Origin of the sequence: Bacillus sp. IS1, from assembly GCF_032461585.1 — a bacterium.
GTDB classification, from domain to species: Bacteria; Bacillota; Bacilli; order Bacillales; family Bacillaceae; genus Bacillus; species Bacillus velezensis.
The window spans coordinates 160,194-185,527 of the sequence record NZ_JAWCWR010000002.1; the positions used below are offsets into that span (position 1 = coordinate 160,194).

General features: G+C 46.0%; 26 protein-coding genes and 1 pseudogene. 20 read left to right on the forward strand and 7 right to left on the reverse strand.

The window, feature by feature from the left end; genetic code table 11:
• Window positions 1-3: 3 nt before the first annotated feature.
• The 5 genes from RUW00_RS08890 to iolJ all read left to right on the forward strand — a co-directional run bounded on the left by RUW00_RS08890 (window position 4) and on the right by iolJ (window position 5,050).
• Complete coding sequence (locus tag RUW00_RS08890) at window positions 4-1,299, forward strand: MFS transporter (RefSeq protein ID WP_205161014.1); 1,296 nt, start codon at window positions 4-6, stop codon at window positions 1,297-1,299.
• Between the two features lie 22 nt (window positions 1,300-1,321).
• Window positions 1,322-2,356: a bifunctional inositol 2-dehydrogenase/D-chiro-inositol 1-dehydrogenase gene (iolG, locus tag RUW00_RS08895; protein ID WP_014419289.1), complete on the forward strand. Its 1,035-nt coding sequence runs from the start codon at window positions 1,322-1,324 to the stop codon at window positions 2,354-2,356.
• A 19-nt stretch (window positions 2,357-2,375) separates the two neighbouring features.
• Complete coding sequence (locus RUW00_RS08900) at window positions 2,376-3,245, forward strand: sugar phosphate isomerase/epimerase family protein (RefSeq protein ID WP_007407833.1); 870 nt, start codon at window positions 2,376-2,378, stop codon at window positions 3,243-3,245.
• An 87-nt stretch (window positions 3,246-3,332) separates the two neighbouring features.
• The gene (gene iolI, locus RUW00_RS08905) at window positions 3,333-4,175 is read left to right on the forward strand and encodes a 2-keto-myo-inositol isomerase (RefSeq protein ID WP_012118841.1); all 843 of its coding nucleotides are present in this window, start codon (window positions 3,333-3,335) and stop codon (window positions 4,173-4,175) included.
• A gap of 2 nt (window positions 4,176-4,177) precedes the next feature.
• Complete coding sequence (gene iolJ, locus RUW00_RS08910) at window positions 4,178-5,050, forward strand: 6-phospho-5-dehydro-2-deoxy-D-gluconate aldolase (protein ID WP_280144762.1); 873 nt, start codon at window positions 4,178-4,180, stop codon at window positions 5,048-5,050.
• 263 nt (window positions 5,051-5,313) lie between these two features.
• Here iolJ and RUW00_RS08915 read toward each other — a convergent pair whose 3' ends face one another.
• From RUW00_RS08915 to RUW00_RS08925, 3 genes are read right to left on the reverse strand one after another with little or no spacing between them, the layout of a single operon-like run.
• On the reverse strand, window positions 5,314-6,048 hold the full coding sequence (locus tag RUW00_RS08915; protein WP_014419284.1) for an ABC transporter permease: 735 nt from the start codon (window positions 6,046-6,048) through the stop codon (window positions 5,314-5,316).
• Between the two features lie 16 nt (window positions 6,049-6,064).
• Window positions 6,065-6,823, reverse strand: a complete 759-nt coding sequence (locus RUW00_RS08920; protein WP_007614844.1) for an ABC transporter permease — start codon at window positions 6,821-6,823, stop codon at window positions 6,065-6,067.
• On the reverse strand, window positions 6,820-7,731 hold the full coding sequence (locus tag RUW00_RS08925) for an ABC transporter ATP-binding protein (RefSeq protein WP_280144761.1): 912 nt from the start codon (window positions 7,729-7,731) through the stop codon (window positions 6,820-6,822). The genes RUW00_RS08920 and RUW00_RS08925 overlap by 4 nt, the downstream gene beginning before the upstream one ends.
• Before the next feature lie 221 nt (window positions 7,732-7,952).
• Here RUW00_RS08925 and RUW00_RS08930 point away from each other — a divergent pair, with 221 nt between their 5' ends.
• From RUW00_RS08930 to RUW00_RS08960, 7 genes and pseudogenes are all read left to right on the forward strand, one after another.
• Window positions 7,953-8,675, forward strand: a complete 723-nt coding sequence (locus tag RUW00_RS08930; RefSeq protein ID WP_014419282.1) for a response regulator transcription factor — start codon at window positions 7,953-7,955, stop codon at window positions 8,673-8,675.
• On the forward strand, window positions 8,672-10,111 hold the full coding sequence (locus RUW00_RS08935) for a sensor histidine kinase (protein WP_061861686.1): 1,440 nt from the start codon (window positions 8,672-8,674) through the stop codon (window positions 10,109-10,111). Before RUW00_RS08930 ends, RUW00_RS08935 begins: the two co-directional genes overlap by 4 nt.
• A 149-nt stretch (window positions 10,112-10,260) precedes the next feature.
• Window positions 10,261-10,948: pseudogene (yxdJ, locus tag RUW00_RS08940) on the forward strand (two-component system response regulator YxdJ).
• Window positions 10,945-11,922 carry a two-component system sensor histidine kinase YxdK gene (gene yxdK, locus RUW00_RS08945; protein WP_267543445.1) on the forward strand — a complete coding sequence of 326 codons (978 nt, stop codon included), beginning with the start codon at window positions 10,945-10,947 and terminating at the stop codon, window positions 11,920-11,922. Before yxdJ ends, yxdK begins: the two are co-directional and overlap by 4 nt.
• A 143-nt stretch (window positions 11,923-12,065) precedes the next feature.
• Complete coding sequence (yxdL, locus tag RUW00_RS08950; RefSeq protein ID WP_007614823.1) at window positions 12,066-12,839, forward strand: ABC transporter ATP-binding protein YxdL; 774 nt, start codon at window positions 12,066-12,068, stop codon at window positions 12,837-12,839.
• Complete coding sequence (gene yxdM, locus RUW00_RS08955) at window positions 12,814-14,682, forward strand: ABC transporter permease YxdM (protein WP_280144760.1); 1,869 nt, start codon at window positions 12,814-12,816, stop codon at window positions 14,680-14,682. The genes yxdL and yxdM overlap by 26 nt, the downstream gene beginning before the upstream one ends.
• A 13-nt stretch (window positions 14,683-14,695) precedes the next feature.
• Complete coding sequence (locus tag RUW00_RS08960; RefSeq protein ID WP_004393256.1) at window positions 14,696-15,043, forward strand: YxeA family protein; 348 nt, start codon at window positions 14,696-14,698, stop codon at window positions 15,041-15,043.
• 39 nt (window positions 15,044-15,082) lie between these two features.
• Here the strand turns inward: RUW00_RS08960 and RUW00_RS08965 are convergent, their stop codons facing one another.
• On the reverse strand, window positions 15,083-16,045 hold the full coding sequence (locus RUW00_RS08965) for an iron-hydroxamate ABC transporter substrate-binding protein (RefSeq protein WP_280144759.1): 963 nt from the start codon (window positions 16,043-16,045) through the stop codon (window positions 15,083-15,085).
• Window positions 16,046-16,174: 129 nt separating this feature from the next.
• On the opposite strand from RUW00_RS08965, the gene RUW00_RS08970 reads away from it, so the two are divergent.
• Window positions 16,175-16,567 carry a hypothetical protein gene (locus tag RUW00_RS08970; protein ID WP_280144758.1) on the forward strand — a complete coding sequence of 131 codons (393 nt, stop codon included), beginning with the start codon at window positions 16,175-16,177 and terminating at the stop codon, window positions 16,565-16,567.
• 50 nt (window positions 16,568-16,617) lie between these two features.
• Here the strand turns inward: RUW00_RS08970 and RUW00_RS08975 are convergent, their stop codons facing one another.
• On the reverse strand, window positions 16,618-16,980 hold the full coding sequence (locus RUW00_RS08975; RefSeq protein WP_238703829.1) for a hypothetical protein: 363 nt from the start codon (window positions 16,978-16,980) through the stop codon (window positions 16,618-16,620).
• A 160-nt stretch (window positions 16,981-17,140) separates the two neighbouring features.
• Window positions 17,141-17,527 (reverse strand): hypothetical protein, encoded by a 387-nt coding sequence (locus RUW00_RS08980; protein ID WP_061861682.1) that lies wholly within the window; start codon window positions 17,525-17,527, stop codon window positions 17,141-17,143.
• Between the two features lie 109 nt (window positions 17,528-17,636).
• Here RUW00_RS08980 and RUW00_RS08985 point away from each other — a divergent pair, with 109 nt between their 5' ends.
• The 7 genes from RUW00_RS08985 to RUW00_RS09015 all read left to right on the forward strand — a co-directional run bounded on the left by RUW00_RS08985 (window position 17,637) and on the right by RUW00_RS09015 (window position 23,825).
• Window positions 17,637-18,056 carry a lipocalin family protein gene (locus tag RUW00_RS08985; RefSeq protein WP_280144757.1) on the forward strand — a complete coding sequence of 140 codons (420 nt, stop codon included), beginning with the start codon at window positions 17,637-17,639 and terminating at the stop codon, window positions 18,054-18,056.
• Window positions 18,046-18,570: a hypothetical protein gene (locus RUW00_RS08990; RefSeq protein ID WP_014306122.1), complete on the forward strand. Its 525-nt coding sequence runs from the start codon at window positions 18,046-18,048 to the stop codon at window positions 18,568-18,570. Before RUW00_RS08985 ends, RUW00_RS08990 begins: the two co-directional genes overlap by 11 nt.
• A 68-nt stretch (window positions 18,571-18,638) precedes the next feature.
• Window positions 18,639-19,451: a sugar-phosphatase gene (gene yidA / locus RUW00_RS08995; RefSeq protein WP_280144756.1), complete on the forward strand. Its 813-nt coding sequence runs from the start codon at window positions 18,639-18,641 to the stop codon at window positions 19,449-19,451.
• Window positions 19,452-19,521: 70 nt separating this feature from the next.
• Window positions 19,522-20,463 carry a DNA-binding transcriptional repressor DeoR gene (locus RUW00_RS09000; protein WP_044802363.1) on the forward strand — a complete coding sequence of 314 codons (942 nt, stop codon included), beginning with the start codon at window positions 19,522-19,524 and terminating at the stop codon, window positions 20,461-20,463.
• A 90-nt stretch (window positions 20,464-20,553) separates the two neighbouring features.
• Window positions 20,554-21,222 carry a deoxyribose-phosphate aldolase gene (deoC, locus tag RUW00_RS09005; RefSeq protein WP_004393277.1) on the forward strand — a complete coding sequence of 223 codons (669 nt, stop codon included), beginning with the start codon at window positions 20,554-20,556 and terminating at the stop codon, window positions 21,220-21,222.
• Window positions 21,223-21,314: 92 nt separating this feature from the next.
• Entirely contained in the window at window positions 21,315-22,496 is a 1,182-nt protein-coding gene (locus RUW00_RS09010) for a NupC/NupG family nucleoside CNT transporter (RefSeq protein WP_004393280.1), read from the forward strand.
• 27 nt (window positions 22,497-22,523) lie between these two features.
• Complete coding sequence (locus tag RUW00_RS09015; RefSeq protein ID WP_007407816.1) at window positions 22,524-23,825, forward strand: pyrimidine-nucleoside phosphorylase; 1,302 nt, start codon at window positions 22,524-22,526, stop codon at window positions 23,823-23,825.
• A 39-nt stretch (window positions 23,826-23,864) separates the two neighbouring features.
• Here the strand turns inward: RUW00_RS09015 and RUW00_RS09020 are convergent, their stop codons facing one another.
• Window positions 23,865-25,283 carry an amino acid permease gene (locus tag RUW00_RS09020; protein WP_021494683.1) on the reverse strand — a complete coding sequence of 473 codons (1,419 nt, stop codon included), beginning with the start codon at window positions 25,281-25,283 and terminating at the stop codon, window positions 23,865-23,867.
• Between the last annotated feature and the right edge of the window lie 51 nt (window positions 25,284-25,334).

A 25,334-nucleotide genomic window follows, 5' to 3' on the forward strand; every position in this document is an offset into this window, starting at 1 on the left:
TATATGAATAATGCCAAGGCGGAATCAGCTTTCAGCAAAAGGACCATCGCCGCAGCATTAGCCAATTACATTGATGCAGGTTCCATCGTGGCAGGATCAGCGGGTTTATCTATGTGGGTCAGCTATTTAAAGCTGTCCGACAGCCAGATCGGATTGCTCGGCGCCTTCAGCGCAAACGCGATATCAGCGGCCATCGGAGCGCTGCTCGGCGGGTATTTGGCTGATAAGGTCGGCCGAAAAGCTGTATACACAAACAGTATGCTCGTCTACGCCTTAGGAATTTGTTTGGTTTTGTTTGGATTCAACTTTCCCATGCTGTTATGCGGATACATGATTATCGGGATTTCTGTAGGCGCGGATATTACGGCTTCATGGACCATTATCGCGGAAAACGCCCCCGAGAAAAACCGGGCGAGGCATTGCGGAGTGGCGCAGGTGGCGTGGGCCGCAGGAGCCGTTGTGGTTCTGCTGTTATCCGTTTTGGTCGGTGACCTCGGGCTTTTAGGAAATAAAATTGTCTTTGCGCATCTATTGGTGATCGCCCTGATCACATATGTGATAAGAAAGCGTTTACCTGAGTCGGATGCCTGGAAAAACAGTGAAGAGCGGCCTGCCGCCGTGAAAAAAACATCTTATTTTGACCTGCTTCAGCCGAAATTTTTCAAGAACATTTTGTTTTTAATGGGTGTGTTTCTCGTATGGAATCTCGCAGCGGGCGTCATGGGGTTCTTCATGCCGTACATCTACCAGCAGGTCGGCGGCGTATCCGCAAATACGGCCAACATTCTGCAGATGGCCCTGTTTATCTTCACCGGGCTCGGCGTCGCCTGTATCTTCATGCCTTTTGCAGATAAATATCGGAAAACGGTGTTCGGAATTTGCGCATTTATGGCCGTTGTCGGCTGGTCGCTGTTTTTACTGCCGTTTCAGGGGCTCCCGATGCTGCTTTTGTTTGTTTTAGCGATCGGCATCAATAACGGAGCCGGCCAGCAGGCGAACTACCAGCTGTGGGCAAGCGAGCTGTTCCCGACAGAATACAGAGCGTCAGCACAAGGGCTCATGTTCTTTCTCGTCCGTATTTCAATCGGCATTTGGAGTTTATTTGTGCCGGTCATCATGTCACAATTCGGCATCGGTTTTATGGCCGGTATTCTGCTCATATGTGTGACGGCCAGTATGATCATCGGACTTGTCTTCGCGCCGAATACGTCCGGCAAGTCGCTTGAACAGATACAGGAGGAACTTTACGGCGCTCCTCAGGACGGCAGCGAGAAAAGAAAGACGAGAACCATTATTTGATTATCAGAAGGAGTGGCGATCAATGAATTTACGTATAGGTGTTATCGGAACCGGTGCTATCGGAAAAGAGCACATCAACCGCATCACAAATAAGCTGTCCGGAGCGGAAATTACCGCTGTCACAGATGTGAATCAGGAGGCCGCGCAGCAGACCGTTCAGGATTTCAATTTGAACGCCTCCGTTTATCCTGATGACGACAGCCTCCTCGCTGCTGAAAATGTGGATGCCGTCTTAGTGACAAGCTGGGGCCCGGCTCACGAGTCCAGCGTTTTGAAAGCGATTCAGCACGGCAAGCACGTGTTTTGTGAAAAGCCGCTTGCGACAACGGCAGAAGGCTGTATGCGCATTGTCGAGGAAGAAATGAAGACGGGAAAACGATTGGTGCAGGTAGGTTTTATGCGCAGATATGACAGCGGTTACGTTCAGCTGAAAGAAGCGATCGACAACCGCGTGGTCGGCGAGCCGCTGATGATTCACTGTGCGCACCGCAACCCGACAGTCGCATCGAATTATTCAACGGACATGGCCGTCGTCGATACGCTCGTTCATGAAATTGATGTCCTCCACTGGCTCGTCAATGACGACTATGAATCCGTACAGGTCATCTATCCGAAGAAATCAAAAAATGCGCTGCCGCATCTGAAAGATCCGCAGATGGTCATCATTGAAACAAAAGGCGGCATCGTCATCAATGCCGAAATCTACGTGAACTGTAAATACGGCTATGACATTCAATGTGAGATCGTCGGGGAAGACGGCGTCATCAAGCTTCCGGAACCGTCAAGCATCAGTTTGAGAAAAGAAGGGACATTCAGCACCGATATCCTGATGGATTGGCAGCGCCGATTTGTGGCTGCGTATGATGTGGAAATTCAAGACTTCATTGATTCGATCCGGAAAAAAGGCGAAGTCAGCGGTCCGACGGCATGGGACGGTTATATTGCCGCAGTGACAACTGACGCGTGCGTAAAAGCTCAGGAATCCGGGCAGAAAGAGCCTGTGGCGCTGCAAGAGAAACCGGCATTCTACCAATCATTTACGACTGTGAACAAATAATAGATCGGGAGTGAAAGAAATGAAACTGGCCTTAGATCCATCCATGTACCGCGATGATTTAACGTTAGAAGAAATGGTCTATAAAACGGCGGAACTCGGATACGAATATATCGAACTGTCCCCGCGCGAGGATTTTTGTCCTTTCTACAAATATCCGAAAGTCGATTCAGCAAAAATCAAACAATTGAAGCGCCTTTTAAAGGATACAGGTGTGAAGCTGTCCTCTCTTCTTCCGCTTTACCACTGGGCGGGTCCTGATGAAGACCGCCGACAGGCCGCCGTGCGCAACTGGAAACGGGCGATCGAAATTGCGGTTGAACTTGAAGTGGATTTGATGAACAGTGAATTCAGCGGTTCAAAATATGATCCTTTGACAAGTGAAGAAAAATTTATCAAATCCATGGATGAACTGCTGCCCGTTTTTGAAAAAGAAGGCGTTAAACTCAATCTTCAGGCTCACCCATACGATTTTATCGAAACGCACAAAGGCGCGATGGATATGATCCGCGCGCTTGACAAGGATTGGATCAATCTTGTCTACTCGACTGCGCATACGTTCTTCTATGATGACGGAAAAGGCGATATTGCGACCATGTTTGATGAAGCCGGCGACCGCCTTACACATGTTTTATTTGCAGATACTTTTAATCATAAAGCGGCGCACGGCCTGCGTTACATCGTCAACCCGCCTGATGCGAAAGTAACGGTTCACCAGCATTTGGACATCGGGCAAGGCGAGGTTGATTTTGAGACGATTTTCAGAAAGATGAGAGAGATGAAATTCGACGGAATTGCGACGAACGCCGTTTTTGCTTGGGTCGGCGAAAGAGCGGATGAATCAAGCCGGACCACGCTTAAGAAATTAAAGGAAGAACTGGGTATGGCATAAGCTGAGTACGGAGTTCGGCGGAGCGGGGCAAAAAAGCCCTCCAGCCGGACTCCCTTCATATCGAAAACGCGGATGGGAGAGGCTGACATGAAACTTTGCTTTAATGAAGCGACTACGCTGGAGAATTCAAACCTGAAACAGGATTTAGAACTGTGCGAAAAGCACGGCTATGATTATATTGAAATCCGCACAATGGATAAGCTGCCGGAATACTTAAAAGACCATTCACTGGCCGATCTGGCGGAATATTTTCGAACCCATCACATTAAACCGCTTGCCCTGAACGCACTGGTTTTCTTCAACAACCGTGATGAGAAGGGCTATAGGGAGATCATTTCGGAATTCAAAAGCATGATGGAAACCTGCAGGACGCTCGGCGTGAAATACGTAGTGGCCGTGCCGCTTGTGACAGAGCGGAAAATCTTGAAAGAAGAGATCAAAAAGAGCAGCGCAGAGGTGCTGACTGAGCTTTCGGACATCGCGGAGCCGTACGGCGTAAACATTGCCCTTGAATTTGTCGGCCATCCGCAATGCACGGTCAATACATTTGAACAGGCGTATGACATCGTGAACGCTGTCGGCCGCGATAATGTCGGACTGGTGTTTGACAGCTTCCATTTCCACGCGATGGGCTCCAATATTGAGAGTTTGAAGCAGGCGGACGGAAAGAAAATTTTCATCTATCATATCGACGATACAGAGGACTTCCCGATCGGCTTTTTAACGGATGAAGACCGCGTCTGGCCTGGACAGGGTGCGATTGACTTAGACGCCCATCTGTCAGCGTTAAAAGAAATCGGATTCAATGATGTTGTCTCCGTAGAGCTGTTCAGACCTGAATATTATAAGCTGACTGCGGAGGAAACGATCAAAACGGCAAAGGAAACAACGGAAGCCGTCGTATCAAAATACTTCATGAAGGAGGCGTGAACATGGCTTTTGTCACCATGAAACATCTTCTTGCAGAAGCGAAACGGGAGCATTATGCAGTCGGCCAGTTTAATATCAACGGCCTCCAATGGACGAAGGCGATTCTGCAAGCGGCGCAAAAGGAGCAATCGCCGGTCATCGCCGCGGCTTCCGATCGTCTGGTCGACTATTTAGGCGGATTTAAAACGATTTCCGCCATGGTCGGCGCGTTAATAGAAGAAATGGCGATTACCGTTCCCGTTGTGCTCCATCTTGATCACGGAAGCAGTGCGGAACGCTGCAGACAGGCCATTGACGCCGGATTCAGCTCAGTGATGATTGACGGCTCCCATCATCCGATTGATGAGAACATCGCGATGACAAAAGAAGTCGCCGATTATGCCGCTAAGCACGGCGTCTCAGTAGAAGCAGAAGTCGGCACGGTCGGCGGCATGGAAGACGGGCTGGTCGGCGGGGTCCGCTATGCCGATGTCGCCGAATGTGAGCGGATCGTCAAAGAAACCAATATCGACGCGCTGGCCGCCGCCCTCGGCTCCGTCCACGGCAAATATCAGGGCGAGCCGAATCTCGGATTTAAGGAAATGGAGGAAATCTCCCGCATGACTGATATTCCTCTCGTTCTTCACGGAGCATCCGGGATTCCGCAGGATCAGGTCAAAAAAGCCATCACGCTCGGCCACGCGAAAATCAATATCAACACGGAATGTATGGTAGCCTGGACAGACGAAACACGCCGCATGTTTCAGGAAAACGGAGATCTGTACGAACCGCGCGGCTACATGACACCCGGCATTGAAGCCGTGGAAGAGACAGTGCGAAGTAAAATGAGAGAGTTCGGATCAGCCGGTAAAGCCGTAAAACAGCAGGTCGGCTGATGAAAAAGCACTCACAACATCGTGAGTGCTTTCGTCTTTCCGTTTATTTCCTTCTTGCGTTTCACCAAAGTATCACAATCAAATCAACCTGTTCAACCTTTACAGGCCCTTTCAATCCAAGCGAATTGTATACAGCTTGCCCCCTCGTTTACTATAGTTATGAAAACTAGAATTCGTTATTATCCTTTTCTTTATCGATGATGTCGGTAACTTTCTTTTTTGTTGAAATAATCTATAAGTCATAAGTTTATACCGCATATACCCTACGTAAGGTCTCGTTTAGTAAAACTTCTTATTCCGTAAACCAGGAGACCGAGACACGTTATTACCATAATTGAGTAAAACAGGAAATTTGATTGAATCGGTGATTCATCTTCGGGTGACATTGCTAACATAGGCTGTGTCCATGGATATACTTGACCTAATGGTGTACTGGCAATAATAATGGCCGGTAATGTAAAAACAATGCTAACAGCGAGTGGTATGCCAAATGTTTTAGACCTGATTGAAACAATAAGCTGCAATAAAATTAATGGTAAACAAGCTAAGATCCCTCTAATTCCATAACCTAGAATTGTAAGTAAAGGAAGACTCCCGCTTATGCCTAACATATAACCGAATCCAATAAATAAGAGGATTAAAATGGACATACTAATGAATATCATGCGGACCACTGTTAGAAACTTTCCCAGAAAGATATCTGAGTGTTTGACTGGTAAGGCTAGAAGCTGTTTCCAACCGCCTCCTACATGTTCCCCCCTGCAAACAAGGGCGGCGAAAATTCCCACTACGATAGGCAATACAAAAGGGCCCATAAATAAGGCAACTTGTGTCCAAGCCTCTACCCAGGGATTGTCTCCGGGATTCATAAAAAGGTTATAGTTTTTAATAAAGTTAGTGTATGCCAGGGATACACCTAACAAAGGCCCTAATAAGTAGATGATCCATAACTTTGATCGCTTAAGCTTTAAACGTTCTACAAATAAAATGTTTTTCAAGTATTTCGCCTCCTTTTTACAAAGCATCCCGTTTAGCAAAATGAATAGAGCCTAGAAATAATATAATTATCCCTAAGAAAAGGCTAATGCAAAGGTAAGATGAAAGATCTGGGTTATATCCTATACCTTCATACTGCAGAATGACTGTCGAAGATTGACTAGGATAAGCCAGCGGAAACCATCTCGTTGATTGAGCAGCTGCCAAAAACAAACCCATTATAGATGATACTGATCCTACAAGAATTGAGAATGCTTGGTTGCTAAACACCATAGATAACCATATCTGGAATGCCATTATAGGCAGTACTGTAACTAACATGCTGTAACTATCTCCAAACAAAAGTCCCCAAGGTACACTACCTTCGAATCCTACCAGTTTGCCCAGCAGTACCATGCCGAGCAAGAAGATTGTTGACGAAATAAATAAACTGACTACTAAGCAAATAAATTTACTTACATAAATTCGCATTCTAGATACAGGAAAAGAAAGGGTTTGCTTCCATCCGTTTGCTTGATGCTCTATATTTGCTATTATTGACGCAGAAAGTGTGGCGGCTAATGGAAAACCCAGACCAAATAACAAACTGTTATCATACAGTAAATACATCCACATTGATCCAGCATGGAACATTTCAGCTTGTTTTTCCACGTATTCAGATCGATAGGTAAGATTTACCAACTCATATGCTATAATGAGTAAGGGAACCAATAAGACTACAATCAATAACGACGAACGTTTCAGTTTTAATTGATCTGCCCATAATAACTTTTTCATAGACTTCCCTCTGTACCGGTTAATTCTAAAAAAATATCCTCAAGTGATCGTGTCTTTTCTTCAAGTCGAAATACAGACAGCCCTGAATGAAGAAGTATGGAATTGATTTCTGAAACGAATTCCGGTTCTGTTTGAGACAGCCACAAATAATTTTTTTGTAAATCAACCTTTAATCCTTTCCTGTTTAATATTGTTTTTGCTTCGATTACGTCACTAACACCGACTTTTAATAGTGGTTTTCTTTTTTGATGTAAACTTGCAATCGAGTCCTGAAAAATCATTTTTCCATTGTTGATAATTCCCACTTGAGTAGCCATTTGATCTATTTCACTCAATAAGTGGCTGGATACAATAACACTCATTCCCGATTTAGGCAATTCTTTAATCAGCTCTCTTATTTCTTGGATACCGGATGGATCTAAACCATTTGTCGGTTCATCCAGAATTAATAAATCAGGACTGCTTAACAGGGCAACTGCAATTCCCAAACGTTGTTTCATTCCAAGGGAATACTCCTTAGTCAGTCGATTTGCTACTTTAGATAACCTTACAGTTTCCAATACTTCATTGACCCGTTGTTCCGGAAGTCCTCGTAACCTCCTAACAGCTTCTAAGTTTTCGTAACCTGTTAAATTACCATAATAAGTTGGAGATTCTACCAGTGACCCGATTCTTTGCAATATCTGCAAACGATTCTTGTTTAGGTTTTGGCCAAAGATTTCGATGTTTCCTTTTGTTGGTTTAATTAAACCTAATAACATTCGGATGGTTGTTGTTTTACCAGCACCATTCGGTCCAAGAAAACCATAAATTTCGCCACGCCTCATCCTTAAGTTTAATCCATCAACAGAAGTATGCTTTTTATACTTTTTAGTCAGATCGTGTGTTACCACTATTTGATCATTCATTTGTCTCTCACCTCACTTTTATCATAAGCGATGTTCTTTAAACACAAACGAAACTCTTCCTAAACATTCACTTAACGACATCCCTGGTTTATTGACTGCATATAGTAAAATTGATTATTTGATAAGAATATTCTGAAATCTAAACAAAAGCTAAATTCTTTCCTTTTCCAACTCTTATGTATTCGATTTCATTTAAAATGAGAAAAAAAGGAGGGTAACTTATGACGTTAGAAGAGAACAAAATCCTCATGGTGGATGATGACGAACATATCTTAAACTTATTAATAACTTGCTTTGAAAAGGAAGGTTTCAGCAATATTTCCACAGCTATGACAGGGAGCGAAACCCTTCTGAAAATCGATCAGGAACTTCCAAATATTATTTTATTAGATGTCATGCTTCCGGACACTGATGGCTTCACCTTATGCAGCAAAATACGCTCGCATACAAATGTGCCGATACTCTTCTTAACGGCAAAAACAACAGATTTAGATAAATTGCAAGGGTTTAGTTTTGGGGGAGATGACTATATTACTAAACCATTTAATCCACTAGAAATTGTAGCTCGTGTAAAAGCCCAATTAAAGAGAACGACTCAACTCTCTTCTTCTTACCCTCTAAAACAGGTATACGATTATGAATATTTTAAAATAGATCCCAATACCGGAAGACTTGTTGTTAACGGGACAAGAATAGATTGCCCTGCTCAGGAAATGAAACTTCTGATTTATTTCTGTGAACATCCCAATCAAATTTTAAGTAAACACCAAATTTATAAAGATGTGTGGGGGGAGTTTTATGGCGGAGATAGTACTGTAATGGTACATGTAAGACGATTACGTGAAAAATTAGAGGAAGACCCGAGCAGACCAAGATGGATTAAAACGGTTCGAGGACAGGGCTATATATTTGAAGCAGAGCCTATAGATGAGGATTTATTTTGAAGCTGAGAAATAGGATAGCATTTTACTTCGTATCGAGACTTTTTTTACTCATGTTTATTTGGGGTCTGCTCATTGTGGGCAGTATCATATTTTTCAGCCTCGTCTTAGGTCAGAATAAAATGGAAACGCCGCACTTATCCTTAAAAAAAATTGTTGACCAAACAGTTGTTGCAGATAAACAATTTTCAATAAATACGAAAGCAAAAGAAGATTTATTAGAGAACCGGATGTGGATTCAAATTTTAGATGAACAAGGAGATGAGGTTTTTTCTTTTAATAAACCTAAAAATATACCTAAGCATTATATTCTTGGAGAGTTAATATCAGATTACATGTATCCTGCCAAAAAAGGTTATCAATTATCTACGTGGTATGAAACGAAAAACAATCAGGATTTAACATGGGTATTGGGAAAGCCGATGGAAAAAAATAACCCTTTTTTCTATTGGGTGAATAACTTGTGGATAGTTTCTATTATTATGGCAGGGATTGTCATTGCAATATTTTACGGAAAAAAACTAGGTGCTCCCCTGCTGTTTATTGTATCTTGGATTGAGAATTTGTCTAAAGAAAAATATGAAGAACCTTATGATTGGAAGTTTCATTCAAGCAAATATAGACATAATAAATCTGGATATAAGACCTATCAAGAATTAATGCAGGCTCTGTCTGAACTTACCTCAACGCTTCAAAGGAATAAGGCTGAGCGAGAATTATTGGAAAAGACACGAGAAGAGTGGATGGCCGGTGTCTCACATGATTTAAAAACCCCTCTTTCGGTTATTAAGGGATATACGGTTCTTTTATCTTCAAATGAATATGAGTGGGAAAATCAGCAAGTGCGTGATTTTTCCTTAATAATGGAAGAACGTGTCGAATATATGGAAAAGCTGATTGAAGATTTCAACTTAACTTTTCAATTGAAAAATGAGTCGCTTCCAATCCATCTTGAAGAAAAAAACGTAGTGAAAGTAATTCATGACACTTTAGAAAAAATGAAGCTGCTACCGGAGTCAGAAAATAAGAGATTCGCTTTAGAATCCAGTCACAATAAGATACTTTTTAATATGGATGAAAGGTACCTAAAGCGCGCAGTTGAAAACTTGATTGCTAATTGTATTAAACATAATCCTCCGGGCACTAAAATAAAGGTCATATTATATCAGGACGTGTTACATGACAATGAAATACAAATTATAATAGAAGACGATGGGATAGGAATGGACGAAGAGACGGTTGAATGTTTATTTGATCGGTATTTCAGAGGGATAAGCGCTTCGTCAAATAACTCAGGGACTGGATTAGGAATGGCTATTGCTCAACAAATTATCAAGGCACATGGGGGAAATATTGATATATATAGTCAGCCGGGAGTTGGCACAAGATTTAAAATGACCTTTCCGAGTCCGCCATCTAAGTATAACAATGTCAATTAGAAATAATCGATCTTACATTGAGAAAGGGAGAAGCGGGTCTTTTATAAAGGCCCGCTTTCTCATGTTGCAGAGAACCGATGAAAGCATTATGATGGGGGCATCAAATAATGAGGGCTCCGAAAAGCCGTATCCTTTTGGAGGATGGTTGCATGAATAAAATCATGATTGTGGAAGATAGTGAAGACATTCGCGGACTATTGCAGAATTACCTTGAAAAATACGGATATCAAACCGTGGCCGCCGCGGATTTCACGGCTGTTCTTGATGTTTTTTTGCGGGAAAAGCCTGATGTGGTGCTGCTTGATATCAACCTGCCGTCTTATGACGGCTATTATTGGTGCCGCCAGATCCGCGCATTCTACAAGCCCGATCATTTTTATCTCAGCCAGAAGCGGGGAAATGGATCAGGTGATGGCGATTGAAAACGGCGGAGATGATTATATCGAAAAACCGTTTTCTTATGATATTGTGCTGGCGAAAATCAAAAGCCAGATCCGCAGGGCATACGGAGAGTACGCCGCCAAGCAGGGAGAGAAAGTGGTTGAATATGCCGGTGTGCAGCTATTTGTGGAACGGTTTGAACTGCGCTTTCAGGACGAAAAAAGCGAGCTTTCTAAGAAAGAAAGCAAGCTTTTGGAAGTGCTGCTGGAGCGGGGAGAAAAGGTGACGGGAAGAGACCGTCTCATGGAAAAAACGTGGGACACCGACATTTTCGTCGATGATAATACACTTAACGTGTATATCACGCGGCTCAGAAAAAAAATGCGGGAACTGAATGCGCCTGTTTCCATTGAATCGGTGCGGGGCGAAGGCTACCAGCTGAGGGCGCTGTCATGAAGCTGTTTCTCCGGTCTCATGCCGTGCTGATTCTGCTTTTTCTCCTTCAAGGGCTGTTTGTCTTCTTTTATTACTGGTTTGCGGGTCTTCATTCTTTTTCCCACCTGTTTTACATATTGGGCGTGCAGCTTCTTATTTTGGCGGGTTATCTTGCCTACCGCTGGTACAAAGACCGCGGCGTGTATCATTGGCTCAGCTCGGAGCAGGAAGGGACGGACATCCCGTATCTCGGTTCTTCGGTGTTCTGTTCAGAGCTGTATGAAAAGCAGATGGAGCTGGTCCGGCTGCAGCACCAGAAGCTTCATGAGACCGAAGCCAAGCTTGACGCGCGGGTGACGTATATGAATCAATGGGTGCACCAAGTAAAGACGCCGCTGTCGGTCATTAATTTAATCATTCAGGAAGAAGATGAGCCCGTCTTTGAACAAATCAAAAAAGAGGTTCGGCAGATTGAATTCGGGCTGGAGACGCTTCTTTATTCATCAAGGCTTGACCTGTTTGAGCGGGATTTTAAAGTCGAAGCGGTTTCCTTATCAGAGCTTCTCCAATCAGTCATTCAAAGCTATAAACGATTCTTTATTCAATACCGCGTTTATCCGAAAATGGACATTCGCGATGATCATCAGATTTACACCGATGCGAAATGGCTCAAATTTGCGATCGGCCAAGTGGTCACAAATGCGGTCAAGTATTCGGCAGGCAAGAGTGACAGACTTGAGCTGAATGTCTTCCGCGATGAAGACAGGACGGTGCTTGAAGTCAAAGATTACGGTGTCGGCATTCCCTCGCAAGATATCAAGCGGGTGTTTGACCCTTATTACACCGGCGAAAACGGGCGGCGTTTCCAAGAATCTACGGGGATCGGCCTCCATCTCGTCAAAGAAATTACGGGCAAGCTCAATCATACGGTGGACATCAGCTCGTCCCCCGGTGAAGGGACATCGGTCCGATTTTCATTTCTTACAAAAATGTAAGGCTGCGTTAAGAAAACAACATAGCTCGTTTTGTTTCCCCTTGATAACATGGATTTACGTCAAGGGGATTTTTATGTTAAATGCCCCGGCACTACATGAAAGCAGCCCAGATCAACAAGAATAAAACCATAAGGAGGATTTTCATGGCGAATATGCTTGAAGTCAAACATATAAATAAAACCTATAAAGGACAAGTGTCCTATCAAGCTTTAAAACAAATTTCGTTTTCAATAGAAGAAGGCGGGTTCACGGCGGTGATGGGACCGTCCGGCTCCGGAAAAACAACGCTTTTGAATATCATTTCAACGATCGACCGTCCGGATTCAGGCGATATCCTGATTCACGGAGAAAACCCGCACCGCCTGAAGCGGACAAAGCTCGCTCATTTCCGCCGCAAGCAGCTCGGATTTGTGTTTCAGGATTTCAACCTTCTGGACACACTGACAATCGGTGAAAATATCATGCTTCCGTTAACGCTTGAAAAAGAAGCGCCGTCTGTCATGGAAGAAAAACTGCACGGCATCGCGGCAAAGCTCGGAATCGAAGACCTGCTCAACAAACGGACGTTTGAAGTATCCGGCGGACAGCGCCAGCGGGCCGCCATCGCAAGAGCGGTCATTCATAAGCCGTCACTCATTCTGGCCGATGAACCGACGGGAAACCTTGATTCCAAAGCGTCAAAAGACGTCATGGAAACGATGCAGAGCCTGAATCAGGATGATCATATCACGGCTTTGATGGTGACCCATGATCCGGTTGCGGCAAGCTACTGCCGCCGCGTCATCTTTATAAAAGACGGCGAACTGTTTAATGAGATTTACCGCGGGGAAAACCGCCAAGTCTTTTATGAACAGATTCTTGATGTGCTGTCTATGCTGGGGGGAAACGCAAATGACCTTTCTTCAGTTCGCTTATAAAAACGTCACGAGAAACAAAAGGGCCTATCTTGCTTTCTTTTTAAGCAGCGCTTTTTCCGTTTTGATTTTCTTTACCTTTGCGATGTTCCTGTTTCATCCGGCTTTAAAGGAAGGCTACCTGAATAACATCGCCAGAAAAGGCTTAACCGCCGCGGAATGGATGATCTTTGTTTTTTCTTTCTTATTTGTTCTGTATTCGGTTAACGCATTTTTGAAATCGAGAAATAAAGAATTCGGTATTCTGCTGATGCAGGGTATTACGCCGGTGCAGCTGAGAAAGCTCATTACGGCGGAAAACATGATCATCGGCGTCATGTCGATCGCAGCCGGGATTATCGGAGGATTCATTTTTTCGAAAACGTTCTTTACGGTCGGCGCTTATATTTTAGAAATGGACGCGCTGCCTCTGTACATGCCTTGGAAAGCGCTCGGCATTACGGCCGGCGGATTTCTGCTCTTATTTTTCCTTTTATCGCAGTTCACGATCCTTTTTGTCAGATCAAATACGGTGATCAAATTAATAAAGGGCACTGACAAGATCAAGCCGGAGCCGAAGCCGTCCGTGCTTCTGTCCTTATTCGGCATCGCCTGTCTTTGCGGCGGGTACGGCATGGTTCTGAAAGGCAATGTCCACGGGACTCAACCGTTCATCATTTTACTGCTTACCGTCATCGGCACGTATTTCTTTTTCAGCCAAAGCAGCATCTGGATTCTGCGCGCGCTGAAGAAGTGGAAAACCTTTTATCTGCGCGGGAAAAATGTCATTTGGGTTTCTGACCTTGTCTATCGTTTAAAAGACAACGCCCGCCTGTTCTTTATCGTCAGCATTATTTCCGCGGTTGCGTTTACTGCGACAGGCGTGCTCGCAATGTACAAATCGACCGTCGGGGCGGAAGAGTCCGCCTATGAGATGGAGTATGTATCTTTCAGCAATAATTCAAAAGAAAAGACTCATTTGAAAGATATTGACCATGAACTGAAAACACACGGCTTTACGTATAAGAAAGACAAAATAAATGTTTCCTATGTCCGCTATCAGGAAGGAGATACTGTTCCGCCTGTTTACATGATCAGCAAATCGGATGTATCAAAATACTTCCATGTCAAGCTGAGCGGCCTGAAACATGATGAGGCTGTCTATTTCCCGGGCACGTATGACCGCAATTTCAAAAACGAAGCGCCGGATCAGCTGAAGCTGCTGAACCAAAAAGGCAAGCTGTCCGGACAAAAACTGTCAGTAAAAGAAGTCAAAAAACCGCTGATCTCATTGAATGCCATCATCGCGGTGAACGATCAAACCTTTGATCAGCTGAAATCACTCGGTGATAAAGCGTCATTATACGGCTACAGCTACGATCATTGGAAAGACAGTCTTGGGATCAGCGAATCCTTGAAAAATGAGATTTACGGCAACTATATCGACGTCCATTCTGATTTTATGTCAAAAGCCGGGACGTACTATGATACGGTGCAGCTGCCGAGCCTGAGTTTATTCATCGGCCTGTTTATCGCGATCGTCTTCTTTGTCGCGGCAGCAAGTTTCTTATATTTCAGGCTGTTCACCGATTTAGATGAGGACCGGGAGCGCTACCGTTCATTGGCCAAAATCGGTCTGAGTGAGCGCGAAATGGCACAAAGCGTAACGATACAATTGGCGATTTTGTTCTTCTTCCCATTTGTCATTGCCGTCATGCATACGCTGTTTGCTTTGAGAACATTGGCCGTGGAAGGCTATTCCGATGTAGCGGGGCCGCTCAGTCTGACCATCGGAGGGTTTTTCATCTTTCAGCTTCTGTTCTTCCTCGCGGTGCGGACAAGCTATTTGAAAAAAATGAACAAGTAAGGGGAGTGCAAAGATGAAAAAAGCATTGGCAATCCTGGCCGTCTTGGCGGCCGCTGCCGTCATATACGGACTTCTCTTTTTTCATAATGATGTTACAGACAGATTTAATCCGTTTATTCACCAGCAAGATGTTTATGTACAGATTGATCGAGATGGCAAACATCTTAGCCCGGGCGGTACTGAGTATACATTAGACGGATATAACGCATCCGGGAAAAAAGAAGAAGTGACCTTTTTCGCCGGGAAAGACCTTCGGAAGAACGCGTATTTGAAGGTGAAGGCGAAAGGAAAGTATGTCGAGACCTGGGAAGAAGTCAGATTTGAAGATATGCCGGGCTCCGTACAGTCAAAATTAAAGTGAACATGAGAAGCGGCACAGTGTCATGACTGTGCCGTTTTTTTATTTTTTATTTTCTTCGGCTCGTTTGATCAGCATGTCGGTGATGATATCCATCTGTTTGCTGACGGCAATCGGGTCATACGGATAGAAGGTGTTGAAATCGTTGATAAAGACACGATTGTTTTTTACGGCATCGAGATTTTTCCAAACGGATGAATCTTTCAGACGCTCAAATGTTTTGCTTTCTCCATTCGGATTGTAATCGGTAATGAACATATAATCAGCCGCATATTGAGGGATGACCTCTTGGGAAACCTGTTTCATGGCGCCCGTTTTCATGATGTCTTTTTCAATTTTGGCCGGCGCATTCAATCCGAGTGCGTTATAAACGGCTTGGCCGCCGCGGCCGGAATTGTCATTGAAAATCCAGATTTCGCCTTTATCCGTCGTTTCATAAAGGCCGACTGTCTCGTCTTTGCCGATCACGTTTTTGAGGCGCTTTTGATTCGCTTCGGCTTTTTTGTTGAAGCCTGCCATAAAGCTTTTGGCTTTATCCTTCGCCCCGGCAATGTCGCCGAATAGGCTGACCGTATCTTTCGTATTCTTTGCGGTGTTAAAAGGAATGACAATCGTCGGTGCGATTTTCGATAGTTTCTCGTATTGGTCATCCTTCATCAGCACGATTAAATCAGGCTTCAGCTGCATCACTTTCTCCACATTGACGGGATTGCCGATGTCCGTGATGTTTTTCAGCTGTTTTTTGATAAACGGATTTTTGAAAGCCCATGAGCCCGCCCCGACGACATTTGCGTCAACGGACAGCAGCTCACCTGCATAAAAGTCAGTGACGATCCGTTTCGGATGTGCGGGTATGTCAATATTTCCTTTTGTTGATTCATATGTACGCATGTCTGTCTTTCCTTTGCCTGATGCCGATCCGTTGTTCTCCTTCGCGCCGCTGCAAGCGCTTAATGCGAAAACAAGCAGAAGTGCCAGGCCGATCAGCCATGATTGTTTCTTCATAATGATCCCCCTATTTCGGTGATAATGATTATCATTATTAATATAGCAGGAAGACGTCATTCCGTCTATGTTTTTTATAGAAAACCTTCCTTGATTATCCATGTTATAGTAGTAAAGGAGGAGGAATGAATGTTGATTACGAAAAGAGGGACTTGGTGGGAAGTGCTGCACAGCTGGTGGCTGCTGCTGACTTTTGCGCCGTTTGCGCTGACCGCTTTCTTGGCCTTTTTCTATATCGGCTACCGGGCCAAGAACAAAAAATGGCTGAAATACGGACTTATCTATTTTATTATTTTAGCAATTGCTTTTGTGCTGCCGAGCACGCCGGGCGTGTATATCGTGCTGCCTTTATGGGTCATCTCCATCATCCGCGGGCTGAAAGTGCGGGCGGCTTATTTGATACAGCTTGATGTGTTTAAACAAAACGTCGAAGCAAGAGCGTTTGAAGCGGTAAGGCATGAGGCGGAGGAAAAATTCGGCGGAAACCCCGCTCATCGCATTGATCTGACAAAACAGGGATAAAAACAAATGACAAAGCCGGTATCTCGCGCTTTGTCATTTGCATGACCGGCCTATTGCTGGTATGAGTGCTGCTGAAACGGTGTGTGATGCTGTGTTTGCGGGAATGAAGAAACATTAGCGTTCGCCATCGGTGCAGGTATGTGTCCGCTTACTTCCTGCTGAAGCTGATTGCACACATTTACGATTTGCTGGCATTTCTGAATGGCCGCTTCATGCCCCTGCAGCGCTTGCTGAATGGTATGAACGGCATGCTGTTCATGGTTAAGCATCTGCTGAAGCATTTGAATGTTTTGCTGTTCCTGCTGGAGCATTTGCTTGTACTGCTGACTGCTTTGCTGTGTCTGCTGAATAAGCTGCTGTGCTGTTTGGCGGCATTGCTGCAGCTGATTTCCGCTGTATTGGTTTTGATACATCATGAAGACCTCCCGGAGTGATTGATTTTACACATTTATCATGTGAAAGAATAGGAGAGGCATTCATGCAAGAAAAGGATTCAAATATTTACCTGTTATGTACAGAGCGGAATACAAGGCTCGGGATGGCCTGTCGAGCTTTGTATTCCGGCCCTTTTTCTCAGAAGCCGCCTTCTGTAGCGTGAAAAGGAATATTGAGTCTGTTTTCGACTGCGCGCAGGCGCTGATTCAAACGGTTTAAGCGGCGGGTATGGATTTCAATGGACTGGCTCAGCCGTCTGATCTGCTCATTCATACGCGTGATTTCCCGGTTTTGGCGCTGGTCTTCTTGTGAGAGGCGGGTGAGCTCTCTCGTTTGCTGGGCGTTTTGTCTTTCAAGCTGGGCAACTCTCCGTTCTAAACCTGTCGGCTGCCGCTCTTCGGACTGAGGGGGCGCATAATAATAGCTTTCCTGCTGCTGATACGGCTCATACTCAACGCGGCTCACTTCGTATTCCTGCTGCTGAGGGAAATAGGCAGATGGGGTGTAGTACTGATATGGGTTCATTCATCATTCTCCTTATCTAGTGAAGTCTTTATACACTATGTAGTCAATTGCACAGTGCCACGGCATCTGCCTAAGTTACAGGCGTAAAAAGCTTCAAAGGAAGGTGATCATGTTGCGGAACATACGGATTTTCATCATGACGGTTCTTGTTTTCGGATGCGTCATGTTAACAGGCTGCTCGCAAAAGAAAGCAGACGATACCCCTTTTTATTACGGGACATGGGATGCGGGGCTGAAACCGGGCCCGATGGACGGGGTCAGATCTGAAACCGTCACGTTTACGAAAGACAGCGTGCTGACAAAGCAGGTCATTCAAGGCCGCGGCGAGGTTGCCATGCCCTCAGATGTGTACAAGGTGATCTCACAAAACACAGACGGGACGATCGAGATTGAATACCTCGGCCATCCGCACCCCGTCAAAAGCACGTTGAAAAGAGGAAAAAACGATACGCTCATTTGGAAGATATACGGAGAAACAAAAACAATGACAAGAATAAAAACTGGCGGGGAGGATGCACATGAGAAATAAGGCTGCCGACAGACTCGTTTTGACGGGTGTCATCGTACATATCATTCAATGGTTTTCACTGTTATGGTTATTTTTTATGCTTTTTGATCAGTTCGGGCGTTTTACCATTTATAATCCCAATGTCGTCAACGGCAGCATGCAGTCTTTTTCATTCTTTGATATGATGCGCGCTCTTCTGTTTTCCGGCACGCTGCGGAATACGCTTCTGCTGTTTCTGTTTGCGGCAATGCTCATTTACTTGTGGGTGAACGCTCTGTTTATCCTGCTGGAAATCGTTTCTTATATCATGATCAGGCGGAACAGCCGTTCATTATGGGCATACTTTCCCGCAGCGATGGGAATAAAGCTTGCCCTTCTGGACATAGCGGCCGTCCCTTTCTTTGCGGCGGGGCTGATGCTCTTGAAGCAGAAAACAGACGACGGCGGCGAACAAGCTGACAAGGGGAAAAGACGGCCCCGCATCCGGAGGCAGGCCCGGTATACGAAGAGAAGGCGGAGAAACTTGTCCGTTTGATTTTTCATTGAAACGAAAAAACGATATGATGAAAGCATAAGAAGAAAAGGATACAAAGGAGATGCAGGATGTACAAGTTAATCGCAATAGATATGGACGGAACACTACTAAACGATCATCATGAAGTGACGGCTGAAGTCCGCGGGGCGCTTGATGCCGCCAAAGCGGAAGGGGTCAATATCGTCCTGTGCACGGGCCGGCCGATCGGCGGCGTGCGTCGGTATTTGGAAGAGTTGAACTTACAGGAAGAAGGCGACTTTGTGATTGCCTATAACGGCGCACTCGTCCAAAATACGTATACAAACGGTGTCGTGGCCGAGCAGTCATTAGGTTATGAGGATTTGAAGTCGCTTTACGAGCTGAGCTTACAGCTGGATACTCCGATGCATTACTTTGACACAGCCAATCTGTACACGCCGAACCGGGATATCAGTGAATACACGGTATACGAATCATACATTACGAAAGTGCCGCTTCATTTCCGCACAATCGATGAAGTGCCGAAGGATATTCTGATTCCGAAAATCATGTTCATTGACGATCCGGACAAGCTGGAGAAAGCGGTCGCTTCCATTCCGGAATCATTCAAGGAAACATACACAATGGTCAAAAGCGCGCCATTCTTCCATGAGATTCTTCACCCGAAAGTCAGTAAAGGAAACGCGGTCAAGCTGCTGGCCGAAAAACTCGGCATTGAACAGAAAGACGTCATGGCAATCGGCGATAACGGCAATGACATGTCCATGATTCAGTGGGCCGGCTGCGGTGTGGCAATGGCCAATGCCATCCCGGAAGTAAGGGAGATTGCCGATTTTGAAACGAAATCAAATAACGAACACGGCGTGGCGCATGCGATTCAGGAGCTTGTGCTGAAAAAATAGGCACCCCATCAGAGGGTGCTTTTTTACCGCGTGTTTTGGTGATATGATAAGCGGAGAGGGGAGGCGCGACATGGATCGTGAAAAACAGCAGCTCAGCATAGAAGCGGCAAAACTATATTATCAATCAGATTACAGCCAGCAGCAGATCGCCGAACGGCTTAATCTGTCACGCCCCACCGTTTCAAGGCTGCTTCAGTACGCAAAGGAAAAAGGGTATGTGCAAATCCGCGTTATGGACCCGTTTGAGGATCTGGACGAACTCGGCGCGAAGCTGGAAGAAAAATACGGGCTGCTTGAGGCGCACGTCGTCTTTTCTCCAAGCGACGATTACCAGGCCATTACACATTACTTAAGCCGCTATGGCGCAGACTATATGCATAAAACCGTAAAGGACGGCGATATACTCGGCGTAAGCTGGGGGACGACGATGTACCAGATCGCAAGCCGCATGGAGCCGAAGCAGGTAAAGAGCGTTGAAGTTGTGCAGCTGAAAGGCGGCATCAGTCATTCCAATGTCAATACGTATTCGTCAGAAACGATTCAGCTGTTCGCCGAAGCATTTCAGACGATGCCGAGGTATTTGCCGCTGCCGGTTATATTTGACAGCGCCGATGTGAAACAGATGGTCGAGCGGGACAGACATATTAAGCGGATCATTGAAATGGGCAGACAAGCTAATATCGCCCTGTTTACGGTCGGAACCGTCCGGGATGAGGCGCTGCTTTTCAGACTCGGCTATTTCCGGGAAGAAGAGAAACAATTGCTGAAAGCGCACGGGGTCGGCGATATTTGTTCGCGCTTTTTTGACGAGGAAGGCAGGATTTGCAGCAGCAGCATTAACGGCCGGACGATCGGAGTCGAGCTCAGCGACTTGAAAATGAAAGAGCGTTCGATTCTGGTGGCGGGCGGCAGCAGAAAATGCAAGGCCATTCACGGTGCCCTGAAAGGAAAGTACGCCAACGTTTTGATTACCGATCAGCATACGGCCAAAAAACTCATTCAAGAATTGTGACAATTCATGAACATAATTTCAATTACCAATTTACATATGTTCAAAATTCGGTTATTCTAAACGTATCCTAGGAAAAAGGAAGTGCATACAATGTCAATTGCAAGTCAAATAGACCATACTGCTTTGAAACCGCATACACAAAAAGCGGATATTTTACAACTGATAAAAGAAGCAAAAGAATATAAATTCGCTTCCGTTTGTGTAAACCCGACTTGGGTCAAACTCGCAGCGGAGGAACTGAAGGGCACGGGAGTTGACGTTTGCACCGTTATCGGATTTCCTCTCGGCGCAACCACATCGGAAACAAAAGCATTTGAAACGAAGGATGCCATCTCAAAAGGAGCCACTGAGGTTGACATGGTCATCAATATCGGCGCATTAAAAGACGGCGATGATGAAGCGGTTGAAGCTGATATCCGCGCAGTAGTTGAAGCAGCTGATAAAAAAGCGCTCGTCAAAGTGATCATCGAAACATGCCTTTTGACAGATGAAGAAAAAGAGCGCGCGTGCCGCTTAGCGGTATCAGCAGGCGCCGATTTCGTCAAAACGTCTACCGGTTTTTCTACAGGCGGGGCAACGGCTGAAGATATCGCTCTTATGAGAAAAACAGTCGGACCGGACATCGGGGTCAAAGCATCAGGCGGCATCAGAACAAAAGCTGATGTTGACAGCATGATCGCTGCGGGCGCGAGCCGGATCGGCGCAAGTGCGGGCGTCTCTATCGTGAGCGGCGGAGACAGCGGCAGCAGCGACTATTAATCAGCAGTGCGGAAGCTGAAAGCTTCCGCCATCCTCTTTCTTTGTTGATGCATAAAAAATTGTAAGCGAATACAAATAAAAGGAGAACACATATGAAGTATCTCATCGGAATTATCGGAATCATTGTGTTTTTAGGTCTTGCCTGGCTTGCCAGCAACGGCAAAAAAAGAATCAGAATCCGGCCGATCGCGGTCATGCTCGTGCTGCAGCTGATTCTCGGTTATATTCTCCTCAACACCGGTATCGGGAATTTTCTTGTCGGCGGTTTTGCAAAAGGATTTAACTACTTGCTGGAATATGCATCAGAAGGGATTAACTTTGTATTCGGCGGGCTTGTGAATGCGAAACAGACGACGTTCTTCATGAGCGTGCTTCTGCCGATCGTCTTTATATCCGCTTTAATCGGAATTCTGCAGCACTGGAAGGTCCTTCCCTTCATCACGAAGTATATCGGTCTTGCGTTAAGCAAGGTGAACGGAATGGGGAAAATCGAATCTTACAACGCTGTCGCATCCGCGATTTTAGGGCAATCAGAAGTCTTTATCAGTTTGAAAAAACAGCTCGGTTATCTTACTGAACAGCGCTTATATACGCTTTGCGCGTCCGCAATGTCGACGGTCTCAATGTCGATCGTCGGTTCTTACATGATGATGCTGAAGCCTGAATACGTCGTGACGGCGCTTGTGCTGAACTTATTCGGCGGATTTATCATCGCTTCTATCATCAACCCGTACACCGTCAGCAAAGAAGAGGATTTGATCGTCGTTCCTGAAGAAGAAAAGCAATCCTTTTTTGAAGTGCTCGGTGAGTATATAATGGATGGATTCAGAGTCGCCGTTGTCGTAGCGGCGATGCTGATCGGATTTGTCGCACTCATTGCCCTGGTCAACGGCGTTTTTAACGCGGTCTTCGGCATTACATTCCAGGCGCTGCTCGGATATGTATTCGCGCCGTTTGCGTTTTTAACCGGTATTCCGTGGAATGAAGCGGTGAGCGCCGGAAGCATTATGGCGACGAAAATGGTATCGAATGAATTTGTGGCGATGCAGACACTCTCATCCGGCGATTTCCATTTCAGTGCGCATACACAGGCAGTGGTATCTGTATTCCTTGTCTCATTCGCGAATTTCTCCTCTATCGGAATCATTACCGGTGCGGTGAAAGGGCTGCATGAAAAACAAGGAAACGTCGTCGCGCGGTTCGGTCTGAAGCTGCTGTACGGCGCAACACTCGTCAGCTTCTTGACAGCGGCGATCGTCGGATTGATTCACTGAACATAAATGAAGGACAGGTGATAGATCATGAGAATGGTAGATCTTATTGTAAAAAAACAAAATGGAAAAGAACTGACAACAGAAGAAATTCAATTTTTCGTAAAAGGATACACGGACGGAAGCATCCCTGATTATCAGGCAAGCGCACTGGCTATGGCGATTTACTTTCAGGATATGACAGATCAGGAGCGCGCCGATCTGACAATGGCGATGGTGAATTCAGGGGAAACGATTGATCTCTCCGCCATTGAAGGCATTAAGGTCGACAAGCACTCTACGGGCGGGGTCGGCGACACGACAACTCTCGTACTCGCACCGCTCGTCGCGGCGCTCGGCGTTCCCGTCGCTAAAATGTCCGGCCGCGGTCTTGGCCATACGGGGGGAACCATTGATAAGCTGGAAGCGATCGAAGGCTTCCACGTGGAATTATCAAAAGATGAATTCATCAAGCTTGTGAACCGCGACAAGGTAGCGGTCATCGGACAAAGCGGCAATTTGACGCCTGCCGATAAAAAGCTGTATGCGCTGCGTGATGTAACGGGTACGGTGAACTCCATCCCGCTGATCGCAAGCTCAATTATGAGTAAAAAAATCGCCGCCGGAGCAGATGCTATCGTGCTTGACGTCAAAACGGGAGCCGGCGCGTTTATGAAAACGGATGAAGACGCCGTGAACCTCGCCAAAGCAATGGTCCGCATCGGAAACAACGTCGGCCGCCAGACGATGGCCGTGATTTCTGACATGTCGCAGCCGCTCGGTTTTGCGATCGGGAATGCCCTGGAAGTACAAGAAGCCATTGATACGTTAAGAGGGGAAGGGCCTGAAGACTTAAACGAACTCGTCCTCACGCTCGGCAGCCAAATGGTCGTATTGGCGAAAAAAGCTGAGACATTGGAAGAAGCGAGAACGAAGCTCCAAGAAGTCATGAAAAACGGCAAAGCGCTTGAAAAGTTCAAAGAGTTCCTGAGCAATCAGGGAGGAGACGCTTCCGTTGTTGACGATCCGTCCAAACTTCCGCAGGCGGCGTACAAAATTGACGTTCCGGCGAAAGAAGCGGGTGTCGTTTCAGAAATCGTCGCCGACGAAATCGGCGTCGCAGCGATGCTGTTGGGCGCGGGACGTGCGACAAAAGAGGACGAAATCGATCTTGCCGTCGGCATTATGCTCCGCAAAAAAGTCGGTGACAACGTCGAAAAAGGCGAGCCGCTCGTCACCCTTTACGCCAACCGCGAAAACGTTGAAGACGTGACCGCCAAAGTCTATGACAACATCCGCATCTCAGAAAAAGCGGAAGCGCCGAAACTGATTCATACGCTGATTACGGAATAAGAGAAGAAAGGCACATACCTCATCAGTATGTGCCTTTTTTTATGGCATGGTTTTATCCAAATGAATGTCACGGACGGATTGTTTCGGCTGTTTCTTTCTCAAAAAACGAATGAGATAGCACAGGATCATACAAGGAATTCCGCAGAAGAGGGCGATTCTTTGATTGGGATCAAATGCAAGGCCTACGCATGAAGCGAAACATAAGATCATGGCGGCGATCGGAACGAGAGGGTATAACGGTGTGCGGAAGGTCAGATCCGAGACGCGTCCGCCGTTTTTCACATAATGTTTTCGAAATAACAGCTGAGACAGGGCGATGCTCATCCACACCACGACGCCGGCAAATCCGGCTATTGCCACGAGCACCACGTAGACCGTGCCCGGGGCGGCGATGCTTGAGATCAAGGATATGCAGGAAACGGCCATGCTGGCGAGCAGCGCATTCAGCGGAATGCCTTTCGGCGTGACTTTTTTGAACCGGGCGCTGATCATGTTTTCATTCGCAAGAGACCACAGCATCCGGGTGGAAGCATACAGTCCGGAGTTGGCGACCGAAAGCAAAGCCGTTAAAATCACGAAGTTCATGATATCTGCGGCGTATGGGATACCGATTTGGGAAAAGACCGCGACAAACGGACTTTCAATCACACCGGCTTCCCTCCAGGAGATCAGTCCGGACAGCACAAAAATGGCGCCGATAAAAAAGATGACCGTTCTCCAGGCGACATTTCGGATCGAACGCGGAATATCTTTTGCCGGATTGGCGGTTTCACCCGCGGTAATTCCGATCAGCTCCGTCCCTGAAAAGGCGAAGCTTACGGAAATCATTGCGATGAAAACCGCAAGAAAGCCGTTCGGAAACAGCCCGCCGTGTGAGGTGAAATTCGACAGCATCGGAGCTTCACCCGAACCGTGCAATGAAATCAAACCGAACATCGCGGCGCCGCCTAAGATGATAAATAAAAGGATGGTAACGATTTTGACGCTGGAAAACCAAAACTCTGTTTCTGCAAACAATTTAACGGAGAATGCATTGGCGGCAAAAAGGAGAGCCGCGAAAATCGCGCTCCACATCCAGACGCTGCTGTGGGGAAACCAGCGCTGCATGAGGATACCGGAAGCTGTAAACTCCGATCCCACCGTCACCACCCAATTCACCCAATACATGATACCGACCATAAAACCCGTGGACGGCCCGATAAACGTTGTCGCATACGTTTGAAATGAACCGGTCACAGGCATGGCTACTGACAATTCTCCGAGACACTGCATGACAAGATACATCATCAAGCCGCCGATTAAGTAGGCGGCGATCGTCCCGCCCGGCCCGGCCTGGCTCAATGTATACCCTGTGCTCAAAAACAGCCCCGTGCCGATGACCCCTCCCAATGAAATCATAAATAAGTGCCTGCTTTTCATCGTGCGCTTTAGTTGATTGCCGCCTTGATCAACATCCATCGTGATCTCCCCCTTTTTGCGTGGCGTGAGAATCTTCCGGCAGCCGAGAGC